The organism is Flavobacterium sp. KY-23415 (assembly GCF_055384985.1).
Genome location: NZ_AP044001.1, coordinates 773243 through 799762, shown reverse-complemented (window position 1 = coordinate 799762; position 26520 = coordinate 773243). Strand labels below are relative to the sequence as shown.

Sequence of the window (26520 nt, the reverse complement as noted above, 5' to 3'; positions counted from 1 at the left end):
CTACATGGAAAAATTTATTTGATAGTTTTATTATAACATGTCAAAATTGATATATTTGCAATAATAAAAATTTAAATAAAAATGAAAAAAGCATTATTAGTTTTGATGTTTGTCTCTTTGGGAATGACAGCACAAAAAATGAAAGTTACAAAAGGAGATTATAAATTTCTTAATGGAGAGACAGAAGTTAATGTTGAGTTTGATTATAGCAATTTAACATTGATGAAAGAAAATAAAACAGAGGCTGAGTATGTAGAGGATAGAATGAATGATCTAAATAAAAAAAATAAAGGTAACGGAGATGTATGGAAAAAGAAATGGGAAGCTAGTAAAGAATTAATTTGGAATCCTAAATTTTTAGAATTAATAAATGTAGTTTTAACTAAAGAAAAAAGAGAGATAACTTTTCAAGAGGATTTGTCTTCGGCGAAATATACTTTAATTGTAGAAGCTGTTTGGATTTTTCCAGGATGGGATGTTGCAGTTATGAAACAACCTGCAAAAGTTACTACTAATTTAAAATTTGTTGAAACAGCAAACAGATCGAATGTGCTTTTGGAAATAAAAAGTGAGAATTCACCTGGAGACCAATGGGGAAATAATTTTAGCAATGAAAGTAGAATTGGTGAAGGGTTTGCTAAAACTGGAAAGTCTCTTGCTAAAAACATAGCGAAAGAGCTTAAGAAAATGAAATAATATAACTTTATTAAAGTTATGATTAAAGCCCTAGTATTGCTAGGGCTTTTTGATATAATTAAAGAATGAAAAAAATGAAAAAATTAGTGTTAATTTTATTCTTTATTTCTACCCTTGGTTTTTCTCAAAGATTTAAAGTTTTGTCGGGTGATTTAAAGAATTTAAAAGAGATTTCAGAATATAACATTGCTTTCGATTATTCAGAATTAGTAGTTCACGGTTATGAGTCTGAAGAAGAGTACTTAGCAGAAAAGATGGAAAAAAGAAGTGGTGAGCAGTGGAAGGCAGAAAAATTTAAAGAAGATTGGTATGCGGACAGAGAAAATAAGTATGAACCTAGTTTTATTTCTTATTTTAATGAAAGATTTAAAAAGGGAGAAATTAAAGTAGAAAAAAATGAATTGTTAAAGTTTAGTTTAACTGTAAAAACTATTTGGGTTTATCCTGGATATACTCTTGCTGCTGTTGAACCTGCAAAAATTAGTGCAGTATTAACATTTTTTGAAACTCAAAATCCAGAAAATATACTTTTTCAAATAGAATATGACAAGGTTATAGGGATTTCCAAAGAGTTAACATACGATCAAGGCAACAGAATTGCTGGAGCATATGAAAAACTAGCGAAAAATATAGTTATGCAATTGAAAAGGTTATAAACAAAGAAGTCTAGATATAATATCTAGACTTCTTTGTTTTCTTGCATTGTTTTCTCCATGTTAATAACGTGAGCCATGTTTTTGATAATATTACTGTGTTTTTTTACAAACGGATTAGTTTGATCCCAAACATAGCCAGCTAAAACAGCGCAGATTTTTCTTTTTACATCTGGGTTTTCTGGTTGATGAAAAAATAAGGTTTGTAAGTTACCAGTATACCATTCTTTAACATAGGTTGAAAAGACATCAATTCCCTTTCTCATATAGCCAGTAAAGTCTGTTTCCCAATTAACATTTTCACCTTGTGATTCTTTTAAATATAATTTAGCGGCTAACATTCCAGATTCTGTTGCAAATGCAACACCAGATGAGAATACTGGATCCAAAAATTCAGAACTATTTCCTGTTAAAGCAAAACCGTCTCCATACATTTTTTTTACAGAGCGTGAGTAGTTTTCAAGTTTGATGGGTTCAAAACTAAAAGGGACACCACCAAAACGTTTAATATAGTGGTCAGACATATTAATAGCCTTGTTTAGTGCCTCTAAATTATTGTTTGCAAGATTGTTTATAAAATCAGTTGGGCCAACTACACCTAGGCTGGTTTTTCCATTTGAGAAGGGAATAACCCAAAGCCAAACTTCAGTTTCAAGAATGTCAAAAGAGATTAGTGTTCCCTCTTCACCTTCAGGTCTTCTAATGTCTTCTACATGAGTAAAAATAGCAGAGTGTGGAGCCAGTTTAGAAGGGGAGTCTAGATCGAGTAATCTAGGTAGAACTCTGCCGTATCCACTAGAGTCAATTACAAAATTAGCATGTACTTCTTTAAGGTTGCCATTTATGTCTTTTATTGTAGTTGTTGATTTTTTTTCATTAAATGAAATTGCAATAACTTCAGATTCGAATTCTAAATCAATTCCTTTTCTAATAATTTCTTGAGCCATGGTGTTGTCAAAATCAGCTCTCGGAACTTGCCATGTCCAATCCCATCCTTCACCATGTTTGTTACTAAAGTCAAAGACACAAACTTCTTCGTTTCTTATGAATCGTGCTCCTAATTTTTTTTCAAAATTCATAGCATTTAACGAGTCTAATAGGTCTGCTTCTTCAAAATGATCCATCACACGAGGTATCAAGCTTTCGCCAACAACGAGCCTTGGGAATTTAGTTTTTTCAACAACTTTAACTTTAATATTGTTCTTGTGAAGATAGGAGGCAGAAACACATCCAGATGGTCCTGCGCCTATTATTAGCACATCTACATACTCTTGAGTCATAACACTGAATTTTGAATGTTCTTGTATTTAAAAATCTCTTAAATTAGAGGGTAAAAGTAATTATTTTTCTATAAAAATTGTTTTTTGATTAGAAATAAAGTTTTTAACTGTTAAAAAAGAAGGTAGTCAAAGTCATAATATATGCAGGTTAGTTCTGTAATAATGTTGAGTTTTGGAAAAAATAAATATTGTTCAATTTGATTTTGATAGAAAAAATATAATTCATTCTTTTAGAATGATAAAAAAAACAAGCTGTTAATTTAATTTTTGAAGATATTAAATTACATTTGCACCCAGTAAATTAAGTGTAATTGATTTAGAATGTATAAGTTTTAAAAAAGAAATTTACTTAATTAAAAATATAATTGCTGCATGAACACAATAAAAGAGTATTTAAGTTTAAAGGAATTTGAATCTATAATTTTCGGTAACGATAGAATAGAAATTAGCGAAACCGTTTTAAATAAGGTTAATGAAAGTTTTGAGTTTTTGAAAGAATTTTCAAAGAATAAAGTTATATATGGTGTAAATACAGGTTTTGGTCCTATGGCTCAGTATAGAATTGAGGATGGAGATAGAAATCAGTTACAGTACAATTTGATAAGAAGTCATTCGTCAGGTGTAGGAAAACCATTAAGTCCTTTATTTGTTAAGTCTGCAATTTTAGCAAGATTAAATACACTTTCTTTAGGGTGTTCAGGGGTTCACCCTTCTGTAATAAACTTAATGAAGGAGTTGATTAATAGAGATATTACCCCATTAATTTTTGAGCATGGGGGTGTTGGTGCTAGTGGGGATTTAGTGCAATTGGCACACTTGGCACTTGTATTGATAGGTGAGGGTGAGGTTTTCTATAAAGGAGAGCGTAGAGCAACAAAAGAAGTTTTTGAAATAGAAAAATTAGAACCAATTCAAGTAGAAATTAGAGAAGGATTGGCATTGATGAATGGAACTTCAGTTATGACAGGAATAGGTGTAGTAAATGTTCATTATGCAAACAAGGTTTTAGATTGGTCTATTAAATGTTCCTGTGCTATTAATGAACTAGTGAAAGCCTACGATGATCATTTGTCGGAAGAGTTAAATGGAACTAAAAGGCATAAAGGACAGCAAGAGATTGCTAAAAGAATGAGGGAAAATCTTTCTGATAGTACTCTAGTTAGAAAAAGAGAAGAGCATTTATATTCTGGAGAGAATAATGAAGATGTTTTTAAAGAAAAAGTACAAGAGTATTATTCTATTAGATGTGTTCCTCAAATTCTTGGTCCTGTATTAGAAACAATTAATAGTGTTGCTTCAATTCTTGAAGATGAATTTAATTCAGCAAATGATAATCCTATTATTGATGTAAATAAAAAACATGTTTATCATGGTGGGAATTTTCATGGTGACTATATCTCTTTGGAAATGGATAAGTTGAAAATTGTAATTGCAAAATTAACAATGTTGGCAGAGCGTCAGTTAAATTATTTGATGAATTCTAAAATTAATGAAATTCTTCCTCCATTTGTTAATTTAGGAAAATTAGGTTTTAATTTTGGAATGCAAGGAGTTCAGTTTACAGCAACTTCAACAACAGCTGAAAGCCAAATGTTATCTAATCCAATGTATGTTCATAGTATTCCAAATAACAATGATAACCAAGATATTGTTAGTATGGGGACTAATTCTGCAATTATTGCGTCTAAAGTTATTGAAAATGCCTTTGAAGTTTTAAGTATAGAATTAATTACAATTGTTCAGGCTATTGATTATTTGGGACACAAAGATCAAATTTCATCTGTTACAAGAAAAATATACGATGATATTAGAACTATAATTGCTGAATTTAAAGATGACCAAGTAATGTACCCTTATGTTCAAAATGTAAAAACGTACTTGATGAATAATTAATTAAACAAAATTTTTTATCTACGAATTATTTTTTTAAGGATGTGAGGTTGATTGTATTTTGTAGTAAAATATATTTTGTTTAAAAAATATGTTTATAATTGTATAAAATATTAAATTTCAATAAGATGAATCGGATTTTGTTTGTATTGTTGTTTTTCGTGCAGTTTGTTAATTCTCAAAAATTAGCACTGGTTAAGAAAGATGGTAAATTTGGTTATATTTCAGAGTCAGGTAAAATTGCAATAGAGCCTAGATTTAAAGTAGCTAAAAATTTTTCTAATGGGTTAGCTGCGGTTGAAGATAATGGAAAATGGGGTTTTATCAATTCTAAAGGAGAAATGGTCATACCAGCAACTTTTGACAATGTAAAGTATTTTGATAGTGGAATTTGTGTTGTTTTGAAAGAAAAAGAATGGGGTTACATTGATATAAAGGGACAAGTAATAAAATCTCCATTAACAGAAAAGATTTTTGATTTTGAAGAAGGAGTAGCTTTCATAAGAGTAAATAACAAGGTTGGATTTGTTAATAATCAAATGAAAGAAATTGTTGCACCAAAATATGATGTTATTAAGTCATTTGAAGGAGAGTTTGCTAGAGTGAAGGAGGGAGATAAATGGGGAATAATTAATAAAGTAGGTAAAGTTGTTGTAGCAATTGAATATGATGAAATAGGAAACTATTATAAAGGAGTAGCTTGGGCAAGGAAAAATGAATCTTTTGGTTTAGTTATTTCAGGAGAATTTAAGCCGATTGATGGTGTGGATAAAATTTGGGACTTTTCTTCTCAAGATTTAACATATGCTAGGAAAGAGAAAAAAATAGGGTTTATAAATTTAAAAGGAGAGTGGGCTATAATTCCACAATTCGATAAAGCAAAAGCATTTGTAAACGATTTAGCTCCAGTATGTGTGAAAAAACAATGGGGTTATGTAAATAGTAAAGGGGAATTTGTAATAGAACCAAAATATGATGATGCAGAGGTGTTTAGTAAAGATGGATTGGCACCAGTAAAAAAAGGAAAATGGGGATTTGTTGATAAATCGGGAACATTAATAATACCTAATTTGTATGAAATTTCCGCTGGAGGACTGCTGTCTATTTTTAAAAATCAGGACAAAGGTTTTGTGAGAGGTTTAGCAAGAGTTAAAAATGGGAAAAAATGGGGATTCATAAACAAGGAAGGAAAGCTTCTAGGGGATCAATGGTATGATAATGCCGAACCATTTTTAGAATAATAAATTAAGGAAAGTATGAAATGTGTATTAGTAACAGGTGGTTCAAGAGGAATTGGTAGTGAAATTTGTAAAAAATTATCGCAAGAATCGGATTACCATATTTTAATTAATTATCAAGCTAATAAAATAGCTGCTGAAAAAACTTTAGAAGAAGTTATAAAAAATGGTGCTACTGGTGAAATTATCCAATTTGATGTTGCTAATTATGAAGAAGTGAAAGCTGTATTAACAGCTTGGCAAGAGGCAAATCCAGATGCTATAGTAGAAGCTATAGTTAATAATGCAGGGATAACAAAAGATGGCTTGTTTATGTGGATGAGTAATGAAGACTGGACAAGTGTGATTAATACAAGTTTGAACGGTTTTTTCAATGTAACTAACTTTTTTATTCAAAAAATGTTAAGAAATAAATTTGGAAGAATCGTTAATATGGTTTCTGTCTCTGGAGTAAAAGGTACGGCAGGTCAAGCAAATTATTCTGCTGCAAAAGGTGCTATCGTTGCGGCTACAAAAGCTTTGGCACAAGAAGTTGCAAAAAGAAATATTACTGTAAATGCTGTAGCTCCTGGATTTATTAGAACTGACATGACAAGTCAATTAGATGAAAAAGAATTAATTAAATTGATTCCTATGAATCGTTTTGGCGAAGCTGAAGAAGTAGCCGATTTAGTTTCTTTTTTAGTGTCTAAAAGAGCAAGTTATATTACGGGTGAAATTATTAATATAAACGGTGGAATTTATTCATAAAATTACTTTTAAATAATGAGTAGAAGAGTTGTTATTACTGGTATGGGTATTTATTCATGTATTGGAACATCTTTAGACGAAGTTAAAGAATCATTATATCAAGGAAAATCGGGAATACGAATCGATGAAGAAAGAAAAGAATTTGGCTTCAAATCTGCTTTAACCGGCATGGTTCCTAAACCTGATTTAAAAAGTTTGCTTTCTCGCAGGCAAAGAATTAGTATGGGAGAGGAAAGTGAGTATGCTTATTTGGCTACTATAGAGGCATTGAAAAACGCAGGAATAGATGACGCTTTTTTTGATAATAATGAGGTAGGAATTATGTATGGAAATGATAGTGTTTCTAAGGCTATTATAGAAGCAACTGATATTATTCGGGAAAAAAAAGATACATCTTTAATAGGATCGGGAGCAATCTTTAAATCCATGAACTCGACTGTGACGATGAATTTGTCTACTATTTTTAGATTAAGAGGTGTTAATTTGACGGTTAGTGCTGCTTGTGCTAGTGGATCACATTCTGTTGGATTAGGTTATTTTTTGATTAAAAATGGTTTTCAAGATATAATTATTTGTGGTGGAGCACAGGAAATCAACAAATATGCCATGAGTAGTTTTGATGGTTTAGGTGTTTTCTCTAATAGAGAAGATGATCCAAGTAAATCTTCAAGACCTTTTGATGCATCAAGAGATGGACTTGTGCCAAGTGGTGGTGGTGCTACTTTAATTTTAGAAAGTTATGAGTCAGCAATTAAGAGAGGAGCAAATATAATTGCTGAGGTTGTAGGTTATGGGTTTTCTTCAAATGGCGGGCATATATCTACTCCAAATGTTGAAGGGCCTTCTATAGCTATGCAAAGAGCTTTAGAAGAAGCTGGTTTAAGTCCAGACCAAATTGAATATATAAACGCCCATGCAACTTCAACACCTGTTGGTGATGCAAATGAAGCAAAAGCAATTTTTAATGTTTTTGGAAAGAGTAATCCTTTTGTTAGTTCTACTAAATCGATGACAGGCCACGAGTGCTGGATGGCTGGGGCTAGTGAAGTAATTTACTCTATATTAATGATGCAAAATGACTTTATTGCTCCCAATATTAATATAGAAAATCCAGACGAGGATTCGGCAAAATTAAATCTTGTTAAAACAACATTAAATAAAAAATTTGACATATTTTTGTCAAATTCTTTTGGGTTTGGTGGTACAAACTCAGCATTAGTAGTAAAAAAGTATAAAAAAGATGATGAATAAAGAGGAAATAGTAGATAAAATTAAAGAGTTTTTAGTAGATGAGTTTGAAGTTGAATCTGATGATGTTCAACCTGATGCAATTTTAAAAGATACGCTAGGATTGGATAGTTTGGATTATGTTGATTTAGTAGTTTCTATCGAATCTATTTTTGGAGTTAAATTAGTGGAAGCTGATTTCGTTGGGATTTCTACTTTTCAGAATTTTTATGATTTAATTGAAAATAAGATTAAACTTAAATCTGCTTAATGAGTAAATGGGACGGCAAATCTAAAGGAACTGTCCTTGGATATAAAATCTTCGTTTTTTGTATAAAAAAATTAGGAGTAAAATCTGCATATTTTATTTTATATTTTGTAGCGTCTTATTATTTCGTTTTTTTAAAATCAAGTAATAAGGCGATATTTTATTATTTTAATAAAAGATGTGGATTTTCTTATTTTAAATCAAAAATTATGGTGTTCAAAAGCTATTATACTTTTGGACAAACAATAATAGATAAGGTTGCTATTGCAGCTGGTTTGCAAAATAAATTTACCTACGAGTTTGACGGTATTGAAATACTAAAAAGGTTGCTTGAAGAAAAAAAAGGGGGAGTACTTATTAGTGCTCACATGGGAAATTTTGAAATAGCAGAACATTTTTTAGGAGAGATTGATGTTGATTTTCAAATTAATTTAGTTACTACTGACTTAGAACATTCAGCTATTAAAGATTATTTGGAAAAAATAACAAAAAAACCGAGTGTAAAATTTATAATTTTAAAAGAAGATTTATCTCATATCTTTGATATAAACGCTGCTTTAGCAAGAAATGAATTAGTTTGTTTTACAGGGGATCGCTATTTTGAAGGTGTGAAGTCGTTAACAGAAGAATTGTTAGGAAAAGAAGCAAAATTTCCAGCTGGTCCATTTCTTATTGCTTCAAGATTAAGAGTTCCAGTTGTTTTTGTATATGTAATGAAAGAGGCAAATTTGCATTACCATTTATATACTAGAGAGTCTCACGCAAAGCACAGAGATGAAAAAGCATTGCTTAAAGAATATTGTAAGAGTGTTGAAGGTATGGTAGAGAAATATCCTTTACAGTGGTTTAATTACTTTGATTTTTGGGATGAACTTAAATAATATTTAAATAATTAATTACTAGATATATTCTTTTGTATTTTAGTAGATTTTAGATAAAGTATGGAAGAATTTGATGCTATTATTATTGGTTCAGGAGTTGGTGGATTAGCCACGGCAATTTGCTTGGCTAGAGCCGGGCAAAAAGTATTGGTTTTAGAACAACATTATGTTCCTGGAGGGTGGAGTCATAGCTTCATGTTAAATGGTCAACGATTTAGTCCTGGAGTGCACTATGTAGGTTTAATTGATGAGGGGCAATCTACAAACGAACTATATAGAGGACTAGGAATAGCAAATGATATGGTGTTTTTTCGAATGAACGAAAGGGCTTATGAACATTGCTTGATAAATGGTAAGATTTTTCATTTACCCGCGGGTATAGAAAACTTAAAATCAACTCTTATTGCTCAGTTTCCAGATGAAGAGAAAAATATTAAAAAGTATGTTTCTCTCGTGGAAAAGGTGAATTACGAACTGCAATTAATGCCCAAATTAAAAGGATGGTGGCAAAAATTAACAGTACCATTTAGAACTAAGCATTTTGGAAAATTTGCTTTGTTTTCTTTGAAAAAAGTCATAGGTTGGCATATTAAAAATCCATTATTAAAAACAATTTTAAATATTCAATGCGGAGATCACGGTCTTCCGCCAAATAGAGCTTGCTTTCCAGTACATTGTTCGGTTATGAGTCATTATTTTGATGGTGGGTTTTATCCAATGGGAGGCGGTGGCGGAATTGTAAAAGCTATGACGAATGGTGTTAAAAGACATGGAGGAGAAATACGTGTTAAGCAAAATGTTAAAAAAGTTATTATAGAGAATAAAAAAGCTATTGGTGTTCAGTTAGATAATGGAGAAAAGTTATTTGCAAAAAATATTATTTCAAATGCCGATCCTTCAATTAGCTATTTAGATTTAATTGGGAAAGAACATCTAAGTAAAGAACTTCGAAAAAAGATAAGTAAGACTAAATATTCAGTAACCTCATTGATATTATTTTTAACTTTAGATGTCGATGTGACTCGGTTCGGAATTGATTCAGGAAATATATGGATGTTAGAGAGTGAGGACATGGATTTGCATTTTGAAGAACTTACAAATGGAAATGTGGAAGAAGGTGTTGAATTTCCTGCTCTTTTTATTAGTTGTACAACCTTGAAAGATCCTGTTAGTTTTAATGGGAGGTATCATAATTTCGAATTGGTTACCTATATAGATTATGATAAATTACCCGATTTTAAGAATGCTAAGGATTATCATACAGAAGAGTATAAGATTTTTAAAGAAAAAGTAATCAATAAATTCATGAACAATATGGAGAAAATAATTCCAAATGCAAAAAAATATATTGTTCAAGCAGAGTTAGGAACACCAAAAACGAATGAGTTTTATGTTAACTCAACTAAAGGTAATGTTTATGGTACAGAGAAGACATTAAAACAGGTTGGTCCTTTTTCGTATAAGAATAAAACAGAGTTTGAAAACTTTTATCTTTGTGGTGCAAGTACATTATCACATGGGGTCGCAGGAGCAACACACTCAGGTGTGTCAACAGCGGCTTTAATATTAGGTTGCGAAAATGACGATTTAATTATAGAAGATCCTAATCAGAAGATTAGAATCTATGATGCTGAAAATATTTCAACATGGCCAGAATGGGTACATGTAAAAAGATCGGATAAAATGAGGACTTTTAAAGGAGTAATAAAAGTGTAAGGAGACTAAATTAGTGTCTTAAATAATCGAAAATGAAAAATATCCTTATTATATATTATTCTCAATCAGGACAATTGAAAACAATTGCCGAAAATATTATAAAACCATTATCAAATTCTGAAGATATAAATGTGGATTGGTATGAAATAAAAATGAAAAAAGAGTTTCCATTTCCTTGGAATAAAGACGCTTTTTTTGATGTTTTTCCTGAAACCTTTTTACAAAAACCAAGTGAAATAGAAGAGTTGCCAGAAGATATTTTGAATAAAAGATATGATTTGATATTGTTTCACTATCAAGTATGGTATTTGTCACCATCTGTGCCAGTAACTTCTTTTTTAAAACATCCTAAAGCAAAAATAATATTTCAAAACACTCCAGTTGTAACTATCAATGGTTCTAGGAATATGTGGGTAATGGCTCAAGAAAAAATGAAGGTGCTGTTGAAAGAAAACAACGCTGTTCTGAAAGGAAATATAGCTCTTGTTGATAGAGTTGGTAATCTTATAAGTGTGGTGACAATAGTGAAATGGATGTTTTCAGGTGTGAAAAAAAGATATTTAGGAATTTTTCCTTTGCCAGGAGTTTCAGACAAGGATATTTTGGAATCTTCTAAGTTTGGAGAAACAATTTTAAAAGCGTTACAGAAGGAAGATTTTTCCAATTTGCAGAAAGAATTAGTTGCACAAGGAGCTGTGAAAATTAGTTCTTATTTAGTTAAAGTAGATAAAACGGCAAATAAAATTTTTAAGAAATGGTCTTCTTTTATAGAGAAGAGGAGTGATAATAGAAAATTTTGGTTAAAAATATTTAATGTTTATTTATGGTTTGCAATTTGGTTAATATCACCAATTGTGTATATCTTGCACATTTTTACATATCCATTAAAAAGGAATGCAATACAAAAGGAAAAACAGTATTATCAAGGAGTTTAGCAGATTTAATTGAATTATGTTTGAAGTTTACATTACAAAAACTGGAAAATATTTGCCAAATGAAGCCGTTTCAAATGAAGAAATGGAAAATTATTTGGGATTTATTAACGATACAGCCTCAAAAGCAAGAAGGATAGTTTTAAGAAATAATAAAATAACAAGTCGTTATTATGCTATAGATAAAGAAGGGAATAGTACTCATAATAATGCTGAGTTAACGAAAAATGCTGTTGAAAGCCTATTTGATGATCAGTTCACATCGAAAGATATGGAATTGTTGTCTTGTGGGACGTCAACTCCAGATGTTTTTTTACCTTCACATGCAGCAATGGTTCATGGATTGTTGAAAAATCAATCAGTTGAATTAAATTCATCATCTGGTGTTTGTTGTGCGGGTATGAATTCATTAAAATTTGGCTATCTTTCTGTAAAATCAGGAAATACTAAAAATGCAGTTTGTACTGGTTCAGAAAAGGTTTCTACTTGGATGAAAGCAAATAAATATGAACAAGAGATAACAAATCTTAAAAATCTTGAAGAACAACCAATAATAGCTTTTAAGAAAGACTTTCTTCGTTGGATGCTTTCTGATGGTGCAGGAGCATTTTTATTAGAAAACCAACCAAGAGGACCTATTTCGTTAAAAATAGAGTGGATGGATGCATATTCTTTTGCTTATGAGTTAGAAGCATGCATGTATGCAGGAGGAGATAAACTAGAAGATGGAAATATCAAACCTTGGAGTGAATATAGCACCGAGGAATTGTTTAATGAATCTGTTTTTTCTATTAAGCAAGATGTTAAAATATTAGATAAAAATATTTTAGTTAAAGGAGCGGAAAGTATGAAGAATGCAATGGATAAAAATAAAATAACATCTAATGATATTGATTATTTTTTGCCACATGTTTCTTCAAATTTCTTTGTTGATGGTTTGAAAAATTCATTGTCTGAAAATGGTATAGATTTGCCTTTTGAAAAGTGGTTTATGAATTTGTCTAATGTAGGAAATGTGGGTTCAGCATCAATTTATTTAGCTCTGGATGAGTTAATGAATTCTGGAAGACTAAAAAAAGGAGAAAAAATTTTGCTTTCTGTTCCAGAGAGTGGAAGATTTTCATTTGCATATGCCTATTTAACAGTTTGCTAAAAATGGAAATAATTTTAGAAAAAAATATAGTTGAAGAATTATTACCGCAAAAGTTTCCTTTTGTAATGGTAGATAAAATGTATGACTTTACCACAACATCATTGGTTTCTGGATTCACAATAACACGAGATAATATTTTTTTTAATGGGGAATTCTTTTTAGAATCTGGTTTGGTGGAGCATATGGCTCAGTCTGTAGCTTTGCATACAGGGTATGCCTATCATTTAAGAAAAGAAAAAGCACCTACTGGATATATTGGCTCAATTAAAGAAGTAAAAATTAATAGATTGCCAATTTTGAATGAGGAAATTCAAACAGAAGTTTCCATTCTCCAAGAGTTTGGAGGTATCACCTTAGTGGATATCATTACAAAATCAAATGAGGAAGTTTTAGCTATAGGGCAAATGAAAACAGTTTTAGCTAAATAAATGGAAGTTTCTATAGACATAAAGAACTACTTGCCTCACAGAAAACCAATGTTAATGGTCGATGAAATAGTTGTTATAAATGCTGAATTTGTAGAGACTATTTTTAGCATTAAAGAAGATAATATTTTTGTACAGAATAGGTGTTTTATAGAAGCAGGATTAATTGAAAATGCTGCGCAAACGTGTTCTTCGATTGTAGCCAAAGGATTTTATGTAGATGAAAACAATGAGGACAGAGAAGAAGTAAACGTAATTGGATTTATAAGTGCTTTGAAGAGTTTGAAAGTATATTCTTTGGCTAAAGTAGGTGAAACCATAAGAAATAAAGCGAAACTGATATCAACTTTTGTGACTGATGATTATACTTTGTGTACTATGAAATGCCAAACTTTTATAGAAGAAAAGTTGATTCTTGAAGGCGAAATAAATTTGTTTATTCAGGAAAGAAAATAGTTTTATTCAAAACAATAAGAATGAAAGAAGAAGAAGTACCACAGGATAATAGTAATCTATCAAAAAGTAATATAAAAGAGCTTATTTATGCTACAGATAAGGAAGGAAACTATGTGACAACTTTGAGTTCTGGTTGGGAACCTAAAACAATAGCATTAAATAATTCTTTAGAAGAAATTAATGAACGAATAAATGAGGCTAAGGAAAGAGTGGCTAATGGAGAGATGAGCCCTATTTATTATTTTATGGAGCTTAATAAAATGGATATTGGTATTCTTGCCAGCTATGTAGAGATGTGGAGATGGAGAGTAAAACGTCATTTTAAACCTAAAATATTTAAAACCTTAAGTGATTCTGTTTTAATGAGGTATGCTAATGCGTTTAATATATCGCTAGAGGAATTGAAAAACTTTAAAACAGAATAATGGAAACGAACTTTACGCATCATCAATCTGCACATTGCGAAAATGGAGTTGCTTCAAATTTATTAAAACATAACGGATTCAATGTCAGTGAACCAATGGTTTTTGGTATTGGATCTGGACTTTTTTTTGTTTATTTGCCTTTTTTGAAAGTCAATTACGCTCCAGCAATTAGCTATAGACCAATGCCTGGGTCCATTTTTAATAAATTCGCTAAGCGTTTAGGGCTTAAAGTGAAAAGAGTTAAGTTTTCTAGTGAAATCAATGCTTCTAAAGCATTGGATGAAAATTTAAAGAAAAACATTCCTACGGGATTACAGGTTGGTGTTTTTAATCTAACGTATTTTCCTGATGAGTATCGTTTTCACTTTAATGCACATAATTTAGTTGTCTATGGAAAAACAGAAACGGATTATTTGATTAGTGATCCAGTGATGGAAACAGTGACTACTTTAACTCATGATGAATTAAATAAGGTTCGATTTGCAAAAGGAGCTTTCGCACCTCGAGGTCAGATGTATTATCCTGTGTATATTCCTGAAAAGATAGATTTGGAAGGAGCTATTATAAAAGGAATAAAAAATACTTGTAGAGATATGCTTGCTCCTGTACCAATAATAGGGGTAAAAGGTATTCGATTTGTAGCTAACAAAATTAAAAAATGGCCTAAAAAACACGGTACAAAAAAAGCAAACCACTACCTCGCTCAAATAGTAAGAATGCAAGAAGAAATAGGAACAGGTGGGGGAGGATTTAGATTTATTTATGCGGCATTTTTACAAGAAGCTTCTGTTATTTTAAAAAATGAAAAATTAAAAGAACTTTCCGCAGAAATGACAATAATAGGGGATATGTGGAGAGATTTTGCAGTGAATGCTTCAAGAATCTATAAGAATAGAAGTACTCAAGTTGATGCTTATAATACAATTGCTAATGAACTTTTAGTAATTGCTGATAAGGAAGAAGTTTTTTTTAAGAAATTAAAATTGGCAATTAGTTAATGCAACCTATTATCCAGATAAATTCATTGTCGAAAAGATATAAAGATGCAGAGTATTTTTCTTTGGAAGACTTTTCTTTGACTATTAATGAAGGTGAAATTTATGGATTGTTAGGTCCTAATGGAGCAGGAAAGACTACGCTTATTTCCATACTTTGTGGTTTGGTAAAACCAACTTCTGGGAGTTTTACAATTGCCAATCTAATGTATGCAGATAATTCCTTAAAAATAAAAAAGATAATAGGTGTAGTCCCTCAAGAATATGCATTGTATGGAACAATGACAGCAAGAGAAAATTTGTTGTATTTTGGAAGTATGTATGGTCTAAAAGGGAAAGTACTAAAAGAAAAAGTGGTTGAGTGTTTAGATTTATTAGGTTTGTTGAAATTTGCAGATAAAAGAGTAGAAACTTTTTCTGGAGGAATGAAAAGAAGGGTTAATCTTATTGCAGGGATTCTTCATGATCCAAAAGTTTTATTTCTAGATGAACCAACTGTTGGGGTTGATGTACAATCTAAAAATGCAATTATTGATTATTTGAAGAAAATTAATCAGAATGGAACAACAATTGTCTATACCTCTCACCATTTGACAGAAGCTCAGGATTTTTGTAGAGAAATAGCAATAGTAGATAAAGGAAAAATATTTGCACAAGGAACACCGGAATATCTAATAAAAAACACCGAAGAAGCTAGGAACTTAGAAGATGTTTTTATATCGTTAACAGGTAAAGAATTGCGAGATGATGTATAAACTTTTCATGTCAATATACAAAGAATTTTTGCTGCTTAAAAGAGATTTAGGAGGTGTAATTATTTTGTTTGTAATGCCACTAGTTCTCATTATAACGGTTACACTAATTCAAGACAGTACTTTTAAAAAGGTAAAAGATTCTAAAATGCCAATTCTATTAGTTAATAATGACAATGGAATAGTTTCTCAATCAGTTATTGAAAATTTACAAAAAAGTGATGCCTTTTCTGTAGAGACAGAAATTGATGGAAAGGAAATAACGGAAAATCAGGCTAAAGAATACGTTTTTAAAGGAAAATATCAACTTGCAATAGTCATTCCTTCAAAATTGAGTGTTGATTTACAATCTAAAATAAATCAGAATGTTGATAAAATAATAAATAGTTTTACAGAAGATGAAGCGCAAACTATTGTAAGTCAAGAAAAAATAAGACAAAAGGAAGTAAGACTATATTTCGATCCAGCAGTGCAAATGAGCTTTAAAAATGCGGTGATGAATACAGTTGATAAAATGATTTCTCAAATAGAAACACAGTCTATTTATGCTGCTTTTCAAGATCAACTAGGAGAAAGTGTAGGTGGATTTGAACAAGGTAATTTTATTTCATTTAAAGAAATAATTCCAAGAAATGATAATAAGGAAATAATTCCTAATTCTGTGCAACATAATGTTCCAGCGTGGACATTGTTTGCGATTTTCTTCATTGTAATTCCATTATCCATTAATATTGTTAAAGAAAAAAATCAAGGAACTTTTGTTCGTCTTAGAACAAATCCAGTTCCCTATGCAATAGTCTTGTTGGGTAAAACAATTACATATGCTGTAATTTGTTTGATTCAGTTTTTTATGATGGTTTTATTGGCGGTTTTTGTTTTTCCACATATAGGATTACCTGCTCTGGATATTGAAGGAAAATTAATTTTGATGACGATTGTAGCGTTATTCTCTGGTTTTGCTGCTATTGGTTTTGGAGTTCTTATTGGAACAATTGCAAAAACGCAAGAGCAATCGGCTCCTTTTGGTGCAACAGCAACCATTGTGTTAGCAGCAGTTGGAGGAGTGTGGGTGCCTGTTTTTGCTATGCCTAAAGTGATGCAAATGGTAGCAAAATGTTCGCCAATGAATTGGGGATTAAATGCTTTTTATGATGTACTTTTGCGCAGTTCATCAATATTTGATATTTTACCCGAATTAGGTTTATTATTTGTGTTTTTTATTACTACAACGACAATAGCAATTATATACGATGAGAAGAAAAGAAGTGTTTAAAGAAGCAGATGAATTAGTTGTAAGTCAGGAAGTGAGGGTTCGTTTTAATGAGACGGATCCATTAGGAATTGTTTGGCATGGATACTATATTACTTATTTTGAAGATGGTAGAGAAGCATTTGGTAGAAAACATGGATTGTCCTATTTAGATGTGTTTGATAGTGGCTTCACAACACCTATAGTGAAGTCTACCTGTGAGCATAAACTGTCATTAAAATATGGAGATGTTTTCCGCATTGAAACTACAATTGTAGATACACCTGCAGCAAAGATGATTTATAGATATAAAATATTTAATGCTCAGGGTGAAATTGCTTGTACAGGAGAAACTATTCAGGTTTTTTTAAATAAAGAAGGAGAACTAATGCTAACTAATCCTCCTTTTTATGAAGAATGGAAAAGAAAAGTTGGATTATTAAGGTAATGTCAATTGTTATTTGAAATTATTTTAATTCAAAAAGTAAGAATGTAGTGTCAATGATAATATAGAACATTTCAAAAAAGAGAAAATGCTTAAAAAAGTCTACATATCTAAAATTAACTGCATCACACCACTAGGTTTTGATGTGAAGGAAAATATTGAGAATGTTTTAGAAGGAAATAGCGGAATAAAAAGATATGAAGATGAAACTTTAATGAAGGAACCTTTTTATGCGTCCATAATAGATGAAGCTAAACTAAATGCTGCTTTTAGCAAAATTTCATCAGATTTAACATTTACCAAACTAGAAAAAATGATGATTTTGGCTTTGCAGCCAATAGTTGAAGAATCATTAGTTCAAGAAAATACGGCTTTTTTACTTTCAACAACCAAAGGGAATATTAAAGCATTAGCGAATAATGTTGAAACAGCACAATTGAATAAATTAGCTAAAAAAGTAGCTGGTTTTTTTGGTTTCAAAACAGAACCAATTGTGGTGTCTAATGCTTGCGTTTCTGGCGTTCTGGCAATTTCAGTAGCGAAAAGATTAATTCAAAGTGATCAATACAGTAATGTGTTTATTGTTGCTGGAGATTTAGTGTCAGAATTTGTACTGTCAGGATTTAATTCTTTTCAAGCCATGAGTAATGAACCATGTAAGCCCTATTCTAAAAATAGGACAGGTGTTAGTCTTGGTGAAGCAACTGCAGCGGTATTAGTGACTTCAGAGGTTAAAAATGCTTTGGTTGAAGTGTTAGGAGATGGATCTATAAATGACGCAAATCATATTTCAGGACCTTCCAGAACAGGAGAAGGCTTGGTGAGAAGTATTGAAAGTGCTATGTTGGAAGCAAAAGTAGATGAAAATCATATAGATTATATTTCTGCTCATGGTACAGCAACTCCTTTTAATGATGAAATGGAAGCAATTGCGTTTAATAGAAAAAACCTGGAGAATGTTCCTGTTAATAGTTTAAAAGGATATTATGGACATACGTTAGGTGCTTCAGGATTGTTGGAAACTGTAATAGGGATTCAAACATTGCTACAGAATGTATTGATTGCATCTTTAGGCTTTGACGAAATTGGAGTAAGTCAGTCCATAAATGTTATAGAAAAAAATGAGTTTAAACCGTTAAATTGTTTTTTAAAAACAGCTTCTGGATTTGGAGGTTGTAATACAGCAGTTATATTTCAAAAAACAAATGAATTTGGAAAATAATATATACATACATTCGTTCTGTACTATTCAACAAAACAAAATTCTGTTGAACGGTATGGATGTTTTTTTAGATAAAACAGTAGACTTTGCTGGTTTTGCTAAAAAAGTATATCAAGAAATGGACTTTAATTATCCAAAGTTTTTTAAAATGGATAACTTAAGCAAGTTAGCTTTTATAGGAGCAGAATTGTTATTAAAATCCGTTGTTAATGATTCGGAAGAAAATGATATTGCTTTGTTATTTGCTAATAAATCCTCAAGTTTAGATACCGATGTGAAATTCCAAAATTCAATTTCTGATAAAGAAAACTACTTTCCAAGTCCGGCAGTTTTTGTTTATACATTACCTAATATTTGTTTGGGAGAAATTAGCATTAGGCATCAATTGAAAAGTGAGAATTCTTTTTTTATATTTGACACCTTTAATTTTTCATTTATGGAAAATTATGCTAATGTTCTTATAAGGACAAAAAAAGCGGAGAAAGTGCTTTGTGGATGGGTTGAATATTTTGAAGAAGAATATAAAGGTTTTTTTTATTTGGTTTCAAATCAAGGGGAAATAAAACATACAAAAGAAAATTTAGAAATAGAATTTAATAGATAATTATGGAAGCATTAAAACAAGAGTTAAAAGGAAAAATTATTGAAGTGTTAAATTTAGAAGACGTTAATGTAGAAGATATTAATGACAATGATCCTTTATTTGGAGATGGTTTAGGATTAGATTCTATTGATGCTTTAGAGTTAATTGTTTTGTTAGATAAAGAATACGGGATAAAATTGGTAGATCCAAAGTTAGGAAAAAGTATTTTTGAATCGGTAGAAACAATGGCTGCTTATATAACTGAGCACAGAACAAAGTAATAAAATTTTCTATAAAAAACAGAGACTATACCTTTTTTAAAGGTATGTTTCTTGTTCGAAAAATTAAAAGTTGCTAAAATAAAATATTATAACAAATGAAAGGTGTAGCAATAACTGGAATGGGAATTATTTCTGCTATCGGGAATACGGTAGAAGAAAATTTAGAATCATTACTAAATGGAAATATAGGAATTTCAACTATAGAGAATATTGTTACGGTTCATAAAGATGTTATAAAAGTTGGTGAAATAAAAAAGACCAACAATGAATTAGCAGCAGAATTAAATCTTTCTGAAGATAATAATTTTTCTAGAACAGCCATGCTAGGAGCAATTGCTGCGAAACAAGCTGTTGCCAATGCAGGAATAAAGTCAATCAATGAATATAAAACAGGATTGATTTCAGCTTCTAGTGTAGGAGGTATGGATATGACAGAAAGATATTATTATGAATATTTTGAAAATCCCGAGGTTGTAAAATATATTAGAGCTCATGATGGAGGAGATGTAGCACAAAAAATCGCTGATGAATTAGGATTGAAAGGGTTGGTAACAACCATAAGTACAGCGTGTTCGTCAGCGGCAAATTCCATAATGATGGGAGCTCGATTAATTAAATCAGGAAAGTTAGATCGTGTAATCGTGGGTGGAACTGATGCTTTGGCAAAATTTACCATCAATGGGTTCAAAACCTTAATGATTTTGTCTGATACCTATAATACTCCTTTTGATAATGATAGAAAAGGATTAAATTTGGGAGAAGCAGCGGCTTTTCTTGTTCTGGAGTCTGATGAGGTTGTTGCAAAAGAGAATAAAAAAGTATTGGCAAGAGTTTCGGGTTATGGAAACGCAAATGATGCATTTCATCAAACTGCTTCTTCTGAAAATGGAGAAGGGGCTTTTTTAGCTATGGAAAAAGCTTTTCAAGTTTCAGGATTAGAACCGTCTAAAATAGATTATATAAACGTTCATGGAACAGCTACACCAAATAATGACTTGTCTGAAGGAAGAGCAATAATCAGAATGTTTGGTGAAGCAAATGTGCCAGATTTTAGCTCAACGAAACCATTTACAGGACATACTTTAGCAGCTGCAGCGGCAATTGAGGCTGTTTATAGTGTTTTAGCGATTCAAAACAACGTGGTTTTTCCAAATTTGAATTTTAAGACACCTATGAGTGAGTTTAATATGATTCCGCAAACAACATTAAAAAATAAGAATATTGATCATGTTTTGTCTAATTCATTTGGATTTGGAGGAAACTGCTCAACAGTAATTTTTTCTAAAAACTAATGGGAAAGACATATATTAATGGACTAGGGTGTGTTTCTGCACAAAAAACATTTGAAAATTCTTTTGAAGAAGAGTTTGAATATAATGTAAGCGAAAATGTTCTTCCAATAAAAACACCTGTTTATAAAGATTTTATTCCTCCAGCAGCGATAAGGCGTATGGCTAAGGGAGTGAAAAACGGTATTGTAGCGGCTAATTTAGCAATGAAAGAAGCTAATGTAGAAAAGCTAGATGCTATAATTACTGGAACAGGAATGGGATGTATTGAAGATTCAGATAAGTTTTTAAAAGCATTAATAGATAATAATGAAGAGTTTTTAACACCAACATCTTTTATTCAGTCCACACATAATACTGTCGGGTCGCAAATAGCTTTAGGAATTCAATGTAAGGCTTATAACTTCACCTACGTCAATGCAGCAGTCTCTTTTGAGTCGGCTATCCTAGATGCGAAAATGCAGATAGATGCAGATGAATCATCAGCGATTCTCGTTGGAGGAATTGATGAAATGAGCGATTATACTTCAAGATTATTCAAATTAGCAGGGATTATTAAACCAGATAACGAAGCACCTTACAATGTTTTAAAATCTAAAACAAAAGGAGCAGTATATGGAGAAGGAGCAACTTTTTTTGTTCTAGAAAACCAAAAAACAACAACTACGTATGCTGAAATTGTAGATGTAGAAATGAATAATGTTTTGGAGATCAATGAAGTTGAAGAAAGATTAAAAGTTTTTTTGAAAAAAAATAAATTAGAGATTGATAATATAGATGCAGTTGTTTTGGGCTACAATGGAGATGTAGAATATGATGTTTATTATTCACATTTGTCAGGGACTATTTTTAAAAATACACCGCAAGTATATTATAAGCATTTAAGTGGAGAATATAACACAGCCTCTTCTTTTGGATTATGGATTGGTAGTAAGATTATTAAAAATCAAGAAATTCCAGATATTTTGAAGGTGAATGGAGTTGTGAAACCAGACTATAAAACTATAGTTTTGTATAATCAGTATAAAGGAATTGATCATAGTTTTACATTAATTACTAGATGTTAAGTTATAAAAAGATTAATGTTTTTTTTCTTGCATTTTTTTTCTTGTTATTCCTCTCTAGCTTCTATATATCAGTAGAGTGGTGGTACTATTGTGTTCTTTTGGGGTTTAGGTTTATTCTTTTGTTAATTGGTTCTTTTTCTATTCAGTGGAGTGTTCATGTTAAAACGTTTTGTAGCAATCCTGAAGTAAAAGAAAAACAAATTGCAATAACTTTTGATGACGGACCTAGTTTAATAACACCACAAATACTAGCTTTATTAAGGAAATATGATGCCAAAGCTACCTTTTTTTGTATTGGTAAAAATATAGAAAAACATCCTGACATTCTATGTCAAATAGATAAGCAAGGCCATTTGATAGGAAATCATTCTTTTTCGCATTCTCATTTTTTTGATTTCTTTGGAAAAAAGAAAATTATTGAAGAGTTAGTTGATACTGATGAAATTATAAAAAAATATACAGGTAAACAAGTACGTTTTTTTAGACCGCCCTATGGAGTGACAAATCCTGCTATTTCTAAGGCTTTGAGAAGTGCTAAATATGATGTAATTGGTTGGAATATAAGATCATTGGACGGTGTTTTGAAAAATGAAGAAATAATATATAAAAGGATAATAAAAAGAGTTTCACCAGGAGGAATAATACTTTTACATGATACTTCGTTAACAACTGTTCGCGTTTTGGAACGATTATTGCTATTTTTGCAAAATAATAATTATAAAGTAGTCGCAACAACAGAACTACTCAATTTAAAAGCATATGAAGAGTAATAAAATACTAATAATATTTTTAAGTTTGTTTTTTTGGGTGAGTAATGCTCAGGAAGAGAAAATGAATGATACAGAAATAAAAGCATTCAAACAAAAAGTAAATGCAGTAGCTAAAAAGATTCAAACATTAACTACAGATTTTACACAGTACAAACACATGGATTTTCTTTCCAAGGATATAGAAAGTTCAGGGAAAATGTATTTTTCTACTCCTAATTTGTTGAAATGGCAATATAAAAAACCCTATAATTATTCTATTCTATTCAAAAATAATAAAATATTCATCGATGATGAAGGTAAAAAGAATACGGTAGATATTGGGAATAGTAAAATTTTCGGAAAAATAAATACTTTAATTATAGGTAGTGTTAGTGGGAATATGTTTGATGAAAAAGAATTTAATATTTCTTTTTTTAAAACAAAGGCAAATAATATTACGAGATTAATACCAAAAGATGCTTCACTTAAAAAATACATCAAACAGATAGAATTAACATTTGATAAAGAAGAAGCAACCGTGATTCAGGTTAAATTAATCGAATCATCGGAAGATTACACAAAAATTGTTTTAAGTAATAAAAAGATTAATGGGAAAATTGAAGATTCAGTTTTTAATAATTAGTTTTTTTCTAGTATTTATTTGCCAATCTTGTGGAACAAATAATGTTATTAAAGATCAAAAGAAAGTTACTACAAAAGAAGCTAATTATTATCCAAGTTATTTTTCTAGCAAAGAAATAGATTATGTGTATAAGGCTAACATTTTTGTATATGGAAATGAATTGTCTGGAATATTTATAGCAAAAAAAATAAATGATGATATACACAGAGTGGTTTTTACAACGGAGTTTGGAAATAAACTTTTGGATTTTGAAATAGGTGAAGAAGAATTTAAAGTTAATTTTATTGTGTCAGAGCTAGATAAAAAAATTCTAGTCAATACTTTGAAAAAAGATTTTAGATTGTTGTTGAAAAAAGAATTTAAAATTTCTGAAAGTTATGCAGATGAAACAACCTTAATACTAAAGGCATTAAATAAAAACAAGTATGATTTCGTCGTACTTTCAAAAATAGATAATAAACTCACTAATATTATTCATGCTTCTAAAAGAAAGCAAAAAATTAATATTAGTTTTAATGCAAAAAACAATACTTTTGCCGAGAATATTGTAATTCAACATTATAATATTGATTTAAAAATTGTATTGAATTATTTTAAACAAAAATGAATTGATTTATGAAAAAACAAATTTTTATTGCATTTTTTGCAATCTTGGGATTGTCTCAAGTTGAGGCTCAAGTAACTTTTAAACCAGGAATTAGAGCAGGTTTAAATTTTTCTCATTTTACTAAAGGTGATAATTCTTATTATTACAACGATTCTAACTCGCAAAGAAGAGAGTTTAGTTCAAAGACTGATTTTTATGTTGGTTTTTATGGCGCTTTAAAATTGACAAATCACTATACTTTGCAACCTGAAATTGACTATTCGAGACAAGGGTCAAAGTTCGAGTTCAGAGATGGTAATTATAAATATGCTAATACTTTAAATGTTTCTTATTTAGGGGTTCAAATAATGAATAAATTTACTTTTGCAGATAAATTTAATATACATATTGGTCCTGGGTTAGATTTTCAAGTTGAAGACGATTTTAATACTGATAGTGAAGTTGATTTAACTTTTATTTTAGGTGCGGGATATAAATTCAATGATAATTTTGGAATTGAAGCTAGAATTAAAAAAGGAATTATTCCGGTTTTAGATTATTCAGATGGTAATCATTCTAATGTGGTTTTTAGTATTGGTGCAACTTATACTTTTGATGTAAAATAAAAAAATGATTTTAGAAAATTTTTATACAATAAAATCTATAACTAAAAATGATGATAACAGATATGTTGTCATCATTTTGGTTAATGAAGAACACCCTGTTTTCGAAGGACATTTTCCTGGAAATCCAATAATGCCAGGTGTTTGCATGATGCAAATTATTAAAGAATTAACAGAGCAAATGACCGAGCGTTCTTTGTTTATGCAAAGCGTTTCAAACGTAAAGTTTATGGCTTTAATTAATCCTTTTGTGAATCCAGAGTTAAAGTTAGAATTGGAATTTGTATTTACAGATGATAACCTTGTGAAAGTAAAAAATACCACTTTTTTTGGAGATACAACTGCTTTAAAATTGTCTAGTGTTTATAAAACAGTATAAAAAATGAAGACTATTTATTCTTTCCTACTTGTACTGTCTTTCTTTGTCTCTAATGTTGAAGAGATAAGAAAGTTATATATAAAGGCATATGACTCTGAAACAAGTAGTAAAGAATTTGCGAAAAAAATGGAAGGAGTTTCAGTTGATGGTAATGTTGTTTTATCTGCATACAAAGGAGCTTCGTTAGCCATGATTTCTAAATATGAGAAGAAAGTAGGTCAAAAAATAAAAACATTTAAGGAAGGAGCGAAGTTGATCGAATCAAGTATCACCTCGCAACCTGAAAATGTTGAATTAAGAATGATTAGATTGAGTGTTCAGGAAAATGTGCCAAAAATTGTTAAGTACAATAAAAATATTGCTGAAGACAAGGAATTTATTCTGATGAATTACAAGAATCAATCCAATTCATTAAAAGAATATCTAAAGAATTTTATATTTCAATCTAAAAGCTTTTCAAAGGCTGAAAAAGATTCAGTAAATTAACAATGGATTCAAAATCGGTTAGAGACATAATAGATGAGTTAAAAATATGTGTTATTGTTCCAACATACAATAATCATAAGACTTTGAATCGAGTTTTAAATTCAGTTTTGGAATATACCAATAGAGTTGTTATTGTTAATGATGGCTCTACAGATGAAACAGCTACTATTTTAAAAGACTATTCTGATTTAGTTCAGATTCATCATGAGAAAAATTCTGGAAAAGGAGTGGCTTTGAGAAATGGATTTAAGAAAGCTATTGATTTAGGCTATGAGTATGCTATTACCATAGATTCTGATGGGCAACATTTTGCATCAGATATACCAGTTTTTATCAATGAAGTTGTTAATGATAAAAATGTCCTGTTGATAGGAGGAAGAAACATGACTCAAGAAGGAGTGCCCAAAAAGAGTAGTTTTGGAAATAAATTTTCAAATTTTTGGTTTTGGTTCGAAACAGGAATAAAACTAGAAGACACACAATCAGGCTATAGATTATATCCTCTAAAGAGCATTCCTAAAAAATATTTTACGAGAAAATTTGAATTCGAAATAGAAGTCATAGTTCGTTCAGCATGGAAAGGAGTAATTGTAAAGAATGTTCCTATTAAGGTTTTATACGATCCTTCTGAGCGAGTTTCTCATTTTAGACCATTTAAAGATTTTACTAGAATAAGTATATTAAATACAATTTTGGTTGTTATAACACTTTTGTATATTAAGCCTAGAGATTTATTCTTTAGCCTAAAAAAAAAAGGGATAAAGAGATTCATACTTGAAAACATACTTCACAATCAAGATAGTCCACTAAAAAAAGCATTGTCTGTTGCTCTCGGAGTTTTTATAGGAATATGCCCATTTTGGGGTTTTCAGACAGTTTTGGTCATTGGGTTGTCCATTTTTTTTAAATTAAATAAGGCAATTTCCTTTGCAGCTTCTAATATAAGTATTCCACCTTTTATTCCTTTTATAATTTATGGTTCACTAAAGATTGGAGGTTGTTTTTTTGAAAATAATAACTCAGTAGAGTTAGATAAATCAATTACCTTTGACAATATTCAAAATAATATATTGCAATACCTGATAGGAAGTGTTGTTTTAGCAACCTTGGCAGCTTTTATTTTTGGAATTGTTACCTATTTGTGCTTAATGATTTTTAATACTTTTAAAAATAAAAAATAA

At 30.4% G+C, this 26520-nt stretch carries 31 protein-coding genes; 30 read left to right on the top strand and 1 reads right to left on the bottom strand.

Annotation, left to right across the window (positions count from 1 at the left end; translation table 11 throughout):
• The first annotated feature begins 81 nt into the window (after window positions 1-81).
• Window positions 82-696: a hypothetical protein gene (locus ACZ49Z_RS03905; protein ID WP_464306889.1), complete on the top strand. Its 615-nt coding sequence runs from the start codon at window positions 82-84 to the stop codon at window positions 694-696.
• Between the two features lie 74 nt (window positions 697-770).
• A complete protein-coding gene (locus ACZ49Z_RS03900; protein WP_464306888.1) occupies window positions 771-1352 on the top strand; it encodes a hypothetical protein in 582 nt (193 codons plus the stop codon).
• A 23-nt stretch (window positions 1353-1375) separates the two neighbouring features.
• Here the strand turns inward: ACZ49Z_RS03900 and ACZ49Z_RS03895 are convergent, their stop codons facing one another.
• Window positions 1376-2629, bottom strand: coding sequence for an NAD(P)/FAD-dependent oxidoreductase (locus ACZ49Z_RS03895; RefSeq protein WP_464306887.1), 1254 nt, complete (start codon window positions 2627-2629; stop codon window positions 1376-1378).
• 372 nt (window positions 2630-3001) lie between these two features.
• Here ACZ49Z_RS03895 and flxA point away from each other — a divergent pair, with 372 nt between their 5' ends.
• The 28 genes from flxA to ACZ49Z_RS03755 all read left to right on the top strand — a co-directional run bounded on the left by flxA (window position 3002) and on the right by ACZ49Z_RS03755 (window position 26520).
• Complete coding sequence (gene flxA / locus ACZ49Z_RS03890) at window positions 3002-4522, top strand: flexirubin biosynthesis tyrosine ammonia-lyase FlxA (RefSeq protein WP_464306886.1); 1521 nt, start codon at window positions 3002-3004, stop codon at window positions 4520-4522.
• Window positions 4523-4647: 125 nt separating this feature from the next.
• Entirely contained in the window at window positions 4648-5760 is a 1113-nt protein-coding gene (locus ACZ49Z_RS03885; RefSeq protein ID WP_464306885.1) for a WG repeat-containing protein, read from the top strand.
• A 15-nt stretch (window positions 5761-5775) separates the two neighbouring features.
• Window positions 5776-6507 carry a flexirubin biosynthesis SDR family reductase FlxB gene (flxB, locus tag ACZ49Z_RS03880; RefSeq protein ID WP_464306884.1) on the top strand — a complete coding sequence of 244 codons (732 nt, stop codon included), beginning with the start codon at window positions 5776-5778 and terminating at the stop codon, window positions 6505-6507.
• 15 nt (window positions 6508-6522) lie between these two features.
• On the top strand, window positions 6523-7758 hold the full coding sequence (locus tag ACZ49Z_RS03875) for a beta-ketoacyl-[acyl-carrier-protein] synthase family protein (RefSeq protein WP_464306883.1): 1236 nt from the start codon (window positions 6523-6525) through the stop codon (window positions 7756-7758).
• Complete coding sequence (locus tag ACZ49Z_RS03870) at window positions 7751-8005, top strand: acyl carrier protein (RefSeq protein WP_464308042.1); 255 nt, start codon at window positions 7751-7753, stop codon at window positions 8003-8005. Before ACZ49Z_RS03875 ends, ACZ49Z_RS03870 begins: the two co-directional genes overlap by 8 nt.
• A complete protein-coding gene (locus tag ACZ49Z_RS03865) occupies window positions 8005-8883 on the top strand; it encodes an LpxL/LpxP family acyltransferase (RefSeq protein WP_464306882.1) in 879 nt (292 codons plus the stop codon). Before ACZ49Z_RS03870 ends, ACZ49Z_RS03865 begins: the two co-directional genes overlap by 1 nt.
• 60 nt (window positions 8884-8943) lie before the next feature.
• On the top strand, window positions 8944-10599 hold the full coding sequence (locus ACZ49Z_RS03860; RefSeq protein WP_464306881.1) for a phytoene desaturase family protein: 1656 nt from the start codon (window positions 8944-8946) through the stop codon (window positions 10597-10599).
• A 32-nt stretch (window positions 10600-10631) separates the two neighbouring features.
• A complete protein-coding gene (locus ACZ49Z_RS03855; RefSeq protein WP_464306880.1) occupies window positions 10632-11534 on the top strand; it encodes a dialkylrecorsinol condensing enzyme DarA in 903 nt (300 codons plus the stop codon).
• 16 nt (window positions 11535-11550) lie between these two features.
• Window positions 11551-12684 (top strand): dialkylresorcinol biosynthesis protein DarB, encoded by a 1134-nt coding sequence (gene darB / locus ACZ49Z_RS03850; RefSeq protein WP_464306879.1) that lies wholly within the window; start codon window positions 11551-11553, stop codon window positions 12682-12684.
• Window positions 12685-12686: 2 nt separating this feature from the next.
• Complete coding sequence (locus tag ACZ49Z_RS03845) at window positions 12687-13112, top strand: hotdog family protein (protein ID WP_464306878.1); 426 nt, start codon at window positions 12687-12689, stop codon at window positions 13110-13112.
• Entirely contained in the window at window positions 13113-13565 is a 453-nt protein-coding gene (locus ACZ49Z_RS03840; protein WP_464306877.1) for a hotdog family protein, read from the top strand.
• A gap of 20 nt (window positions 13566-13585) precedes the next feature.
• Window positions 13586-13990, top strand: a complete 405-nt coding sequence (gene DarG / locus ACZ49Z_RS03835) for a flexirubin biosynthesis protein DarG (protein ID WP_464306876.1) — start codon at window positions 13586-13588, stop codon at window positions 13988-13990.
• Window positions 13990-14988, top strand: coding sequence for a BtrH-related acyltransferase DarH (gene darH, locus ACZ49Z_RS03830; protein ID WP_464306875.1), 999 nt, complete (start codon window positions 13990-13992; stop codon window positions 14986-14988). The genes DarG and darH overlap by 1 nt, the downstream gene beginning before the upstream one ends.
• On the top strand, window positions 14988-15740 hold the full coding sequence (locus ACZ49Z_RS03825) for an ABC transporter ATP-binding protein (RefSeq protein WP_464306874.1): 753 nt from the start codon (window positions 14988-14990) through the stop codon (window positions 15738-15740). The genes darH and ACZ49Z_RS03825 overlap by 1 nt, the downstream gene beginning before the upstream one ends.
• Before the next feature lie 7 nt (window positions 15741-15747).
• Window positions 15748-17010, top strand: a complete 1263-nt coding sequence (locus tag ACZ49Z_RS03820; RefSeq protein WP_464306873.1) for an ABC transporter permease — start codon at window positions 15748-15750, stop codon at window positions 17008-17010.
• The gene (locus ACZ49Z_RS03815; RefSeq protein ID WP_464306872.1) at window positions 16988-17434 is read left to right on the top strand and encodes an acyl-CoA thioesterase; all 447 of its coding nucleotides are present in this window, start codon (window positions 16988-16990) and stop codon (window positions 17432-17434) included. Before ACZ49Z_RS03820 ends, ACZ49Z_RS03815 begins: the two co-directional genes overlap by 23 nt.
• 85 nt (window positions 17435-17519) lie before the next feature.
• On the top strand, window positions 17520-18653 hold the full coding sequence (locus ACZ49Z_RS03810; RefSeq protein ID WP_464306871.1) for a beta-ketoacyl synthase N-terminal-like domain-containing protein: 1134 nt from the start codon (window positions 17520-17522) through the stop codon (window positions 18651-18653).
• The gene (locus tag ACZ49Z_RS03805; protein WP_464306870.1) at window positions 18643-19257 is read left to right on the top strand and encodes a 3-oxoacyl-ACP synthase; all 615 of its coding nucleotides are present in this window, start codon (window positions 18643-18645) and stop codon (window positions 19255-19257) included. Before ACZ49Z_RS03810 ends, ACZ49Z_RS03805 begins: the two co-directional genes overlap by 11 nt.
• Window positions 19258-19259: 2 nt before the next feature.
• Window positions 19260-19517 carry a phosphopantetheine-binding protein gene (locus tag ACZ49Z_RS03800; protein ID WP_464306869.1) on the top strand — a complete coding sequence of 86 codons (258 nt, stop codon included), beginning with the start codon at window positions 19260-19262 and terminating at the stop codon, window positions 19515-19517.
• A 95-nt stretch (window positions 19518-19612) separates the two neighbouring features.
• Window positions 19613-20809 carry a beta-ketoacyl-[acyl-carrier-protein] synthase family protein gene (locus ACZ49Z_RS03795; RefSeq protein ID WP_464306868.1) on the top strand — a complete coding sequence of 399 codons (1197 nt, stop codon included), beginning with the start codon at window positions 19613-19615 and terminating at the stop codon, window positions 20807-20809.
• Window positions 20809-21873, top strand: a complete 1065-nt coding sequence (locus tag ACZ49Z_RS03790; protein WP_464306867.1) for a beta-ketoacyl synthase N-terminal-like domain-containing protein — start codon at window positions 20809-20811, stop codon at window positions 21871-21873. Before ACZ49Z_RS03795 ends, ACZ49Z_RS03790 begins: the two co-directional genes overlap by 1 nt.
• Before the next feature lie 119 nt (window positions 21874-21992).
• A complete protein-coding gene (locus ACZ49Z_RS03785) occupies window positions 21993-22643 on the top strand; it encodes a polysaccharide deacetylase family protein (protein WP_464306866.1) in 651 nt (216 codons plus the stop codon).
• Window positions 22633-23265, top strand: a complete 633-nt coding sequence (gene lolA2 / locus ACZ49Z_RS03780) for a flexirubin biosynthesis/transport protein LolA2 (protein WP_464306865.1) — start codon at window positions 22633-22635, stop codon at window positions 23263-23265. Before ACZ49Z_RS03785 ends, lolA2 begins: the two co-directional genes overlap by 11 nt.
• Window positions 23231-23872 carry a flexirubin biosynthesis protein LolB2 gene (lolB2, locus tag ACZ49Z_RS03775; protein ID WP_464306864.1) on the top strand — a complete coding sequence of 214 codons (642 nt, stop codon included), beginning with the start codon at window positions 23231-23233 and terminating at the stop codon, window positions 23870-23872. Before lolA2 ends, lolB2 begins: the two co-directional genes overlap by 35 nt.
• An 8-nt stretch (window positions 23873-23880) precedes the next feature.
• A complete protein-coding gene (locus tag ACZ49Z_RS03770; protein ID WP_464306863.1) occupies window positions 23881-24477 on the top strand; it encodes an outer membrane beta-barrel protein in 597 nt (198 codons plus the stop codon).
• Between the two features lie 4 nt (window positions 24478-24481).
• The gene (locus ACZ49Z_RS03765; RefSeq protein ID WP_464306862.1) at window positions 24482-24853 is read left to right on the top strand and encodes an ApeI family dehydratase; all 372 of its coding nucleotides are present in this window, start codon (window positions 24482-24484) and stop codon (window positions 24851-24853) included.
• 3 nt (window positions 24854-24856) lie between these two features.
• Window positions 24857-25339, top strand: coding sequence for a hypothetical protein (locus ACZ49Z_RS03760; protein WP_464306861.1), 483 nt, complete (start codon window positions 24857-24859; stop codon window positions 25337-25339).
• Between the two features lie 2 nt (window positions 25340-25341).
• The gene (locus ACZ49Z_RS03755) at window positions 25342-26520 is read left to right on the top strand and encodes a DUF2062 domain-containing protein (protein WP_464306860.1); all 1179 of its coding nucleotides are present in this window, start codon (window positions 25342-25344) and stop codon (window positions 26518-26520) included.

Excerpts from the sequence above, each read along its gene's own strand:
- ACZ49Z_RS03905 (WP_464306889.1), top strand. The coding sequence starts at position 82 with ATGAAAAAAGCATTATTAGTTTTGATGTTTGTCTCTTTGGGAATGACA.
- ACZ49Z_RS03900 (WP_464306888.1), top strand. The coding sequence starts at position 771 with ATGAAAAAATTAGTGTTAATTTTATTCTTTATTTCTACCCTTGGTTTT.
- ACZ49Z_RS03895 (WP_464306887.1), bottom strand. The coding sequence starts at position 2,629 with ATGACTCAAGAGTATGTAGATGTGCTAATAATAGGCGCAGGACCATCT.
- flxA (WP_464306886.1), top strand. The coding sequence starts at position 3,002 with ATGAACACAATAAAAGAGTATTTAAGTTTAAAGGAATTTGAATCTATA.
- ACZ49Z_RS03885 (WP_464306885.1), top strand. The coding sequence starts at position 4,648 with ATGAATCGGATTTTGTTTGTATTGTTGTTTTTCGTGCAGTTTGTTAAT.
- flxB (WP_464306884.1), top strand. The coding sequence starts at position 5,776 with ATGAAATGTGTATTAGTAACAGGTGGTTCAAGAGGAATTGGTAGTGAA.
- ACZ49Z_RS03875 (WP_464306883.1), top strand. The coding sequence starts at position 6,523 with ATGAGTAGAAGAGTTGTTATTACTGGTATGGGTATTTATTCATGTATT.
- ACZ49Z_RS03870 (WP_464308042.1), top strand. The coding sequence starts at position 7,751 with ATGAATAAAGAGGAAATAGTAGATAAAATTAAAGAGTTTTTAGTAGAT.
- ACZ49Z_RS03865 (WP_464306882.1), top strand. The coding sequence starts at position 8,005 with ATGAGTAAATGGGACGGCAAATCTAAAGGAACTGTCCTTGGATATAAA.
- ACZ49Z_RS03860 (WP_464306881.1), top strand. The coding sequence starts at position 8,944 with ATGGAAGAATTTGATGCTATTATTATTGGTTCAGGAGTTGGTGGATTA.
- ACZ49Z_RS03855 (WP_464306880.1), top strand. The coding sequence starts at position 10,632 with ATGAAAAATATCCTTATTATATATTATTCTCAATCAGGACAATTGAAA.
- darB (WP_464306879.1), top strand. The coding sequence starts at position 11,551 with ATGTTTGAAGTTTACATTACAAAAACTGGAAAATATTTGCCAAATGAA.
- ACZ49Z_RS03845 (WP_464306878.1), top strand. The coding sequence starts at position 12,687 with ATGGAAATAATTTTAGAAAAAAATATAGTTGAAGAATTATTACCGCAA.
- ACZ49Z_RS03840 (WP_464306877.1), top strand. The coding sequence starts at position 13,113 with ATGGAAGTTTCTATAGACATAAAGAACTACTTGCCTCACAGAAAACCA.
- DarG (WP_464306876.1), top strand. The coding sequence starts at position 13,586 with ATGAAAGAAGAAGAAGTACCACAGGATAATAGTAATCTATCAAAAAGT.
- darH (WP_464306875.1), top strand. The coding sequence starts at position 13,990 with ATGGAAACGAACTTTACGCATCATCAATCTGCACATTGCGAAAATGGA.
- ACZ49Z_RS03825 (WP_464306874.1), top strand. The coding sequence starts at position 14,988 with ATGCAACCTATTATCCAGATAAATTCATTGTCGAAAAGATATAAAGAT.
- ACZ49Z_RS03820 (WP_464306873.1), top strand. The coding sequence starts at position 15,748 with ATGTCAATATACAAAGAATTTTTGCTGCTTAAAAGAGATTTAGGAGGT.
- ACZ49Z_RS03815 (WP_464306872.1), top strand. The coding sequence starts at position 16,988 with ATGAGAAGAAAAGAAGTGTTTAAAGAAGCAGATGAATTAGTTGTAAGT.
- ACZ49Z_RS03810 (WP_464306871.1), top strand. The coding sequence starts at position 17,520 with ATGCTTAAAAAAGTCTACATATCTAAAATTAACTGCATCACACCACTA.
- ACZ49Z_RS03800 (WP_464306869.1), top strand. The coding sequence starts at position 19,260 with ATGGAAGCATTAAAACAAGAGTTAAAAGGAAAAATTATTGAAGTGTTA.
- ACZ49Z_RS03795 (WP_464306868.1), top strand. The coding sequence starts at position 19,613 with ATGAAAGGTGTAGCAATAACTGGAATGGGAATTATTTCTGCTATCGGG.
- ACZ49Z_RS03790 (WP_464306867.1), top strand. The coding sequence starts at position 20,809 with ATGGGAAAGACATATATTAATGGACTAGGGTGTGTTTCTGCACAAAAA.
- lolA2 (WP_464306865.1), top strand. The coding sequence starts at position 22,633 with ATGAAGAGTAATAAAATACTAATAATATTTTTAAGTTTGTTTTTTTGG.
- lolB2 (WP_464306864.1), top strand. The coding sequence starts at position 23,231 with ATGGGAAAATTGAAGATTCAGTTTTTAATAATTAGTTTTTTTCTAGTA.
- ACZ49Z_RS03770 (WP_464306863.1), top strand. The coding sequence starts at position 23,881 with ATGAAAAAACAAATTTTTATTGCATTTTTTGCAATCTTGGGATTGTCT.
- ACZ49Z_RS03765 (WP_464306862.1), top strand. The coding sequence starts at position 24,482 with ATGATTTTAGAAAATTTTTATACAATAAAATCTATAACTAAAAATGAT.
- ACZ49Z_RS03760 (WP_464306861.1), top strand. The coding sequence starts at position 24,857 with ATGAAGACTATTTATTCTTTCCTACTTGTACTGTCTTTCTTTGTCTCT.
- ACZ49Z_RS03755 (WP_464306860.1), top strand. The coding sequence starts at position 25,342 with ATGGATTCAAAATCGGTTAGAGACATAATAGATGAGTTAAAAATATGT.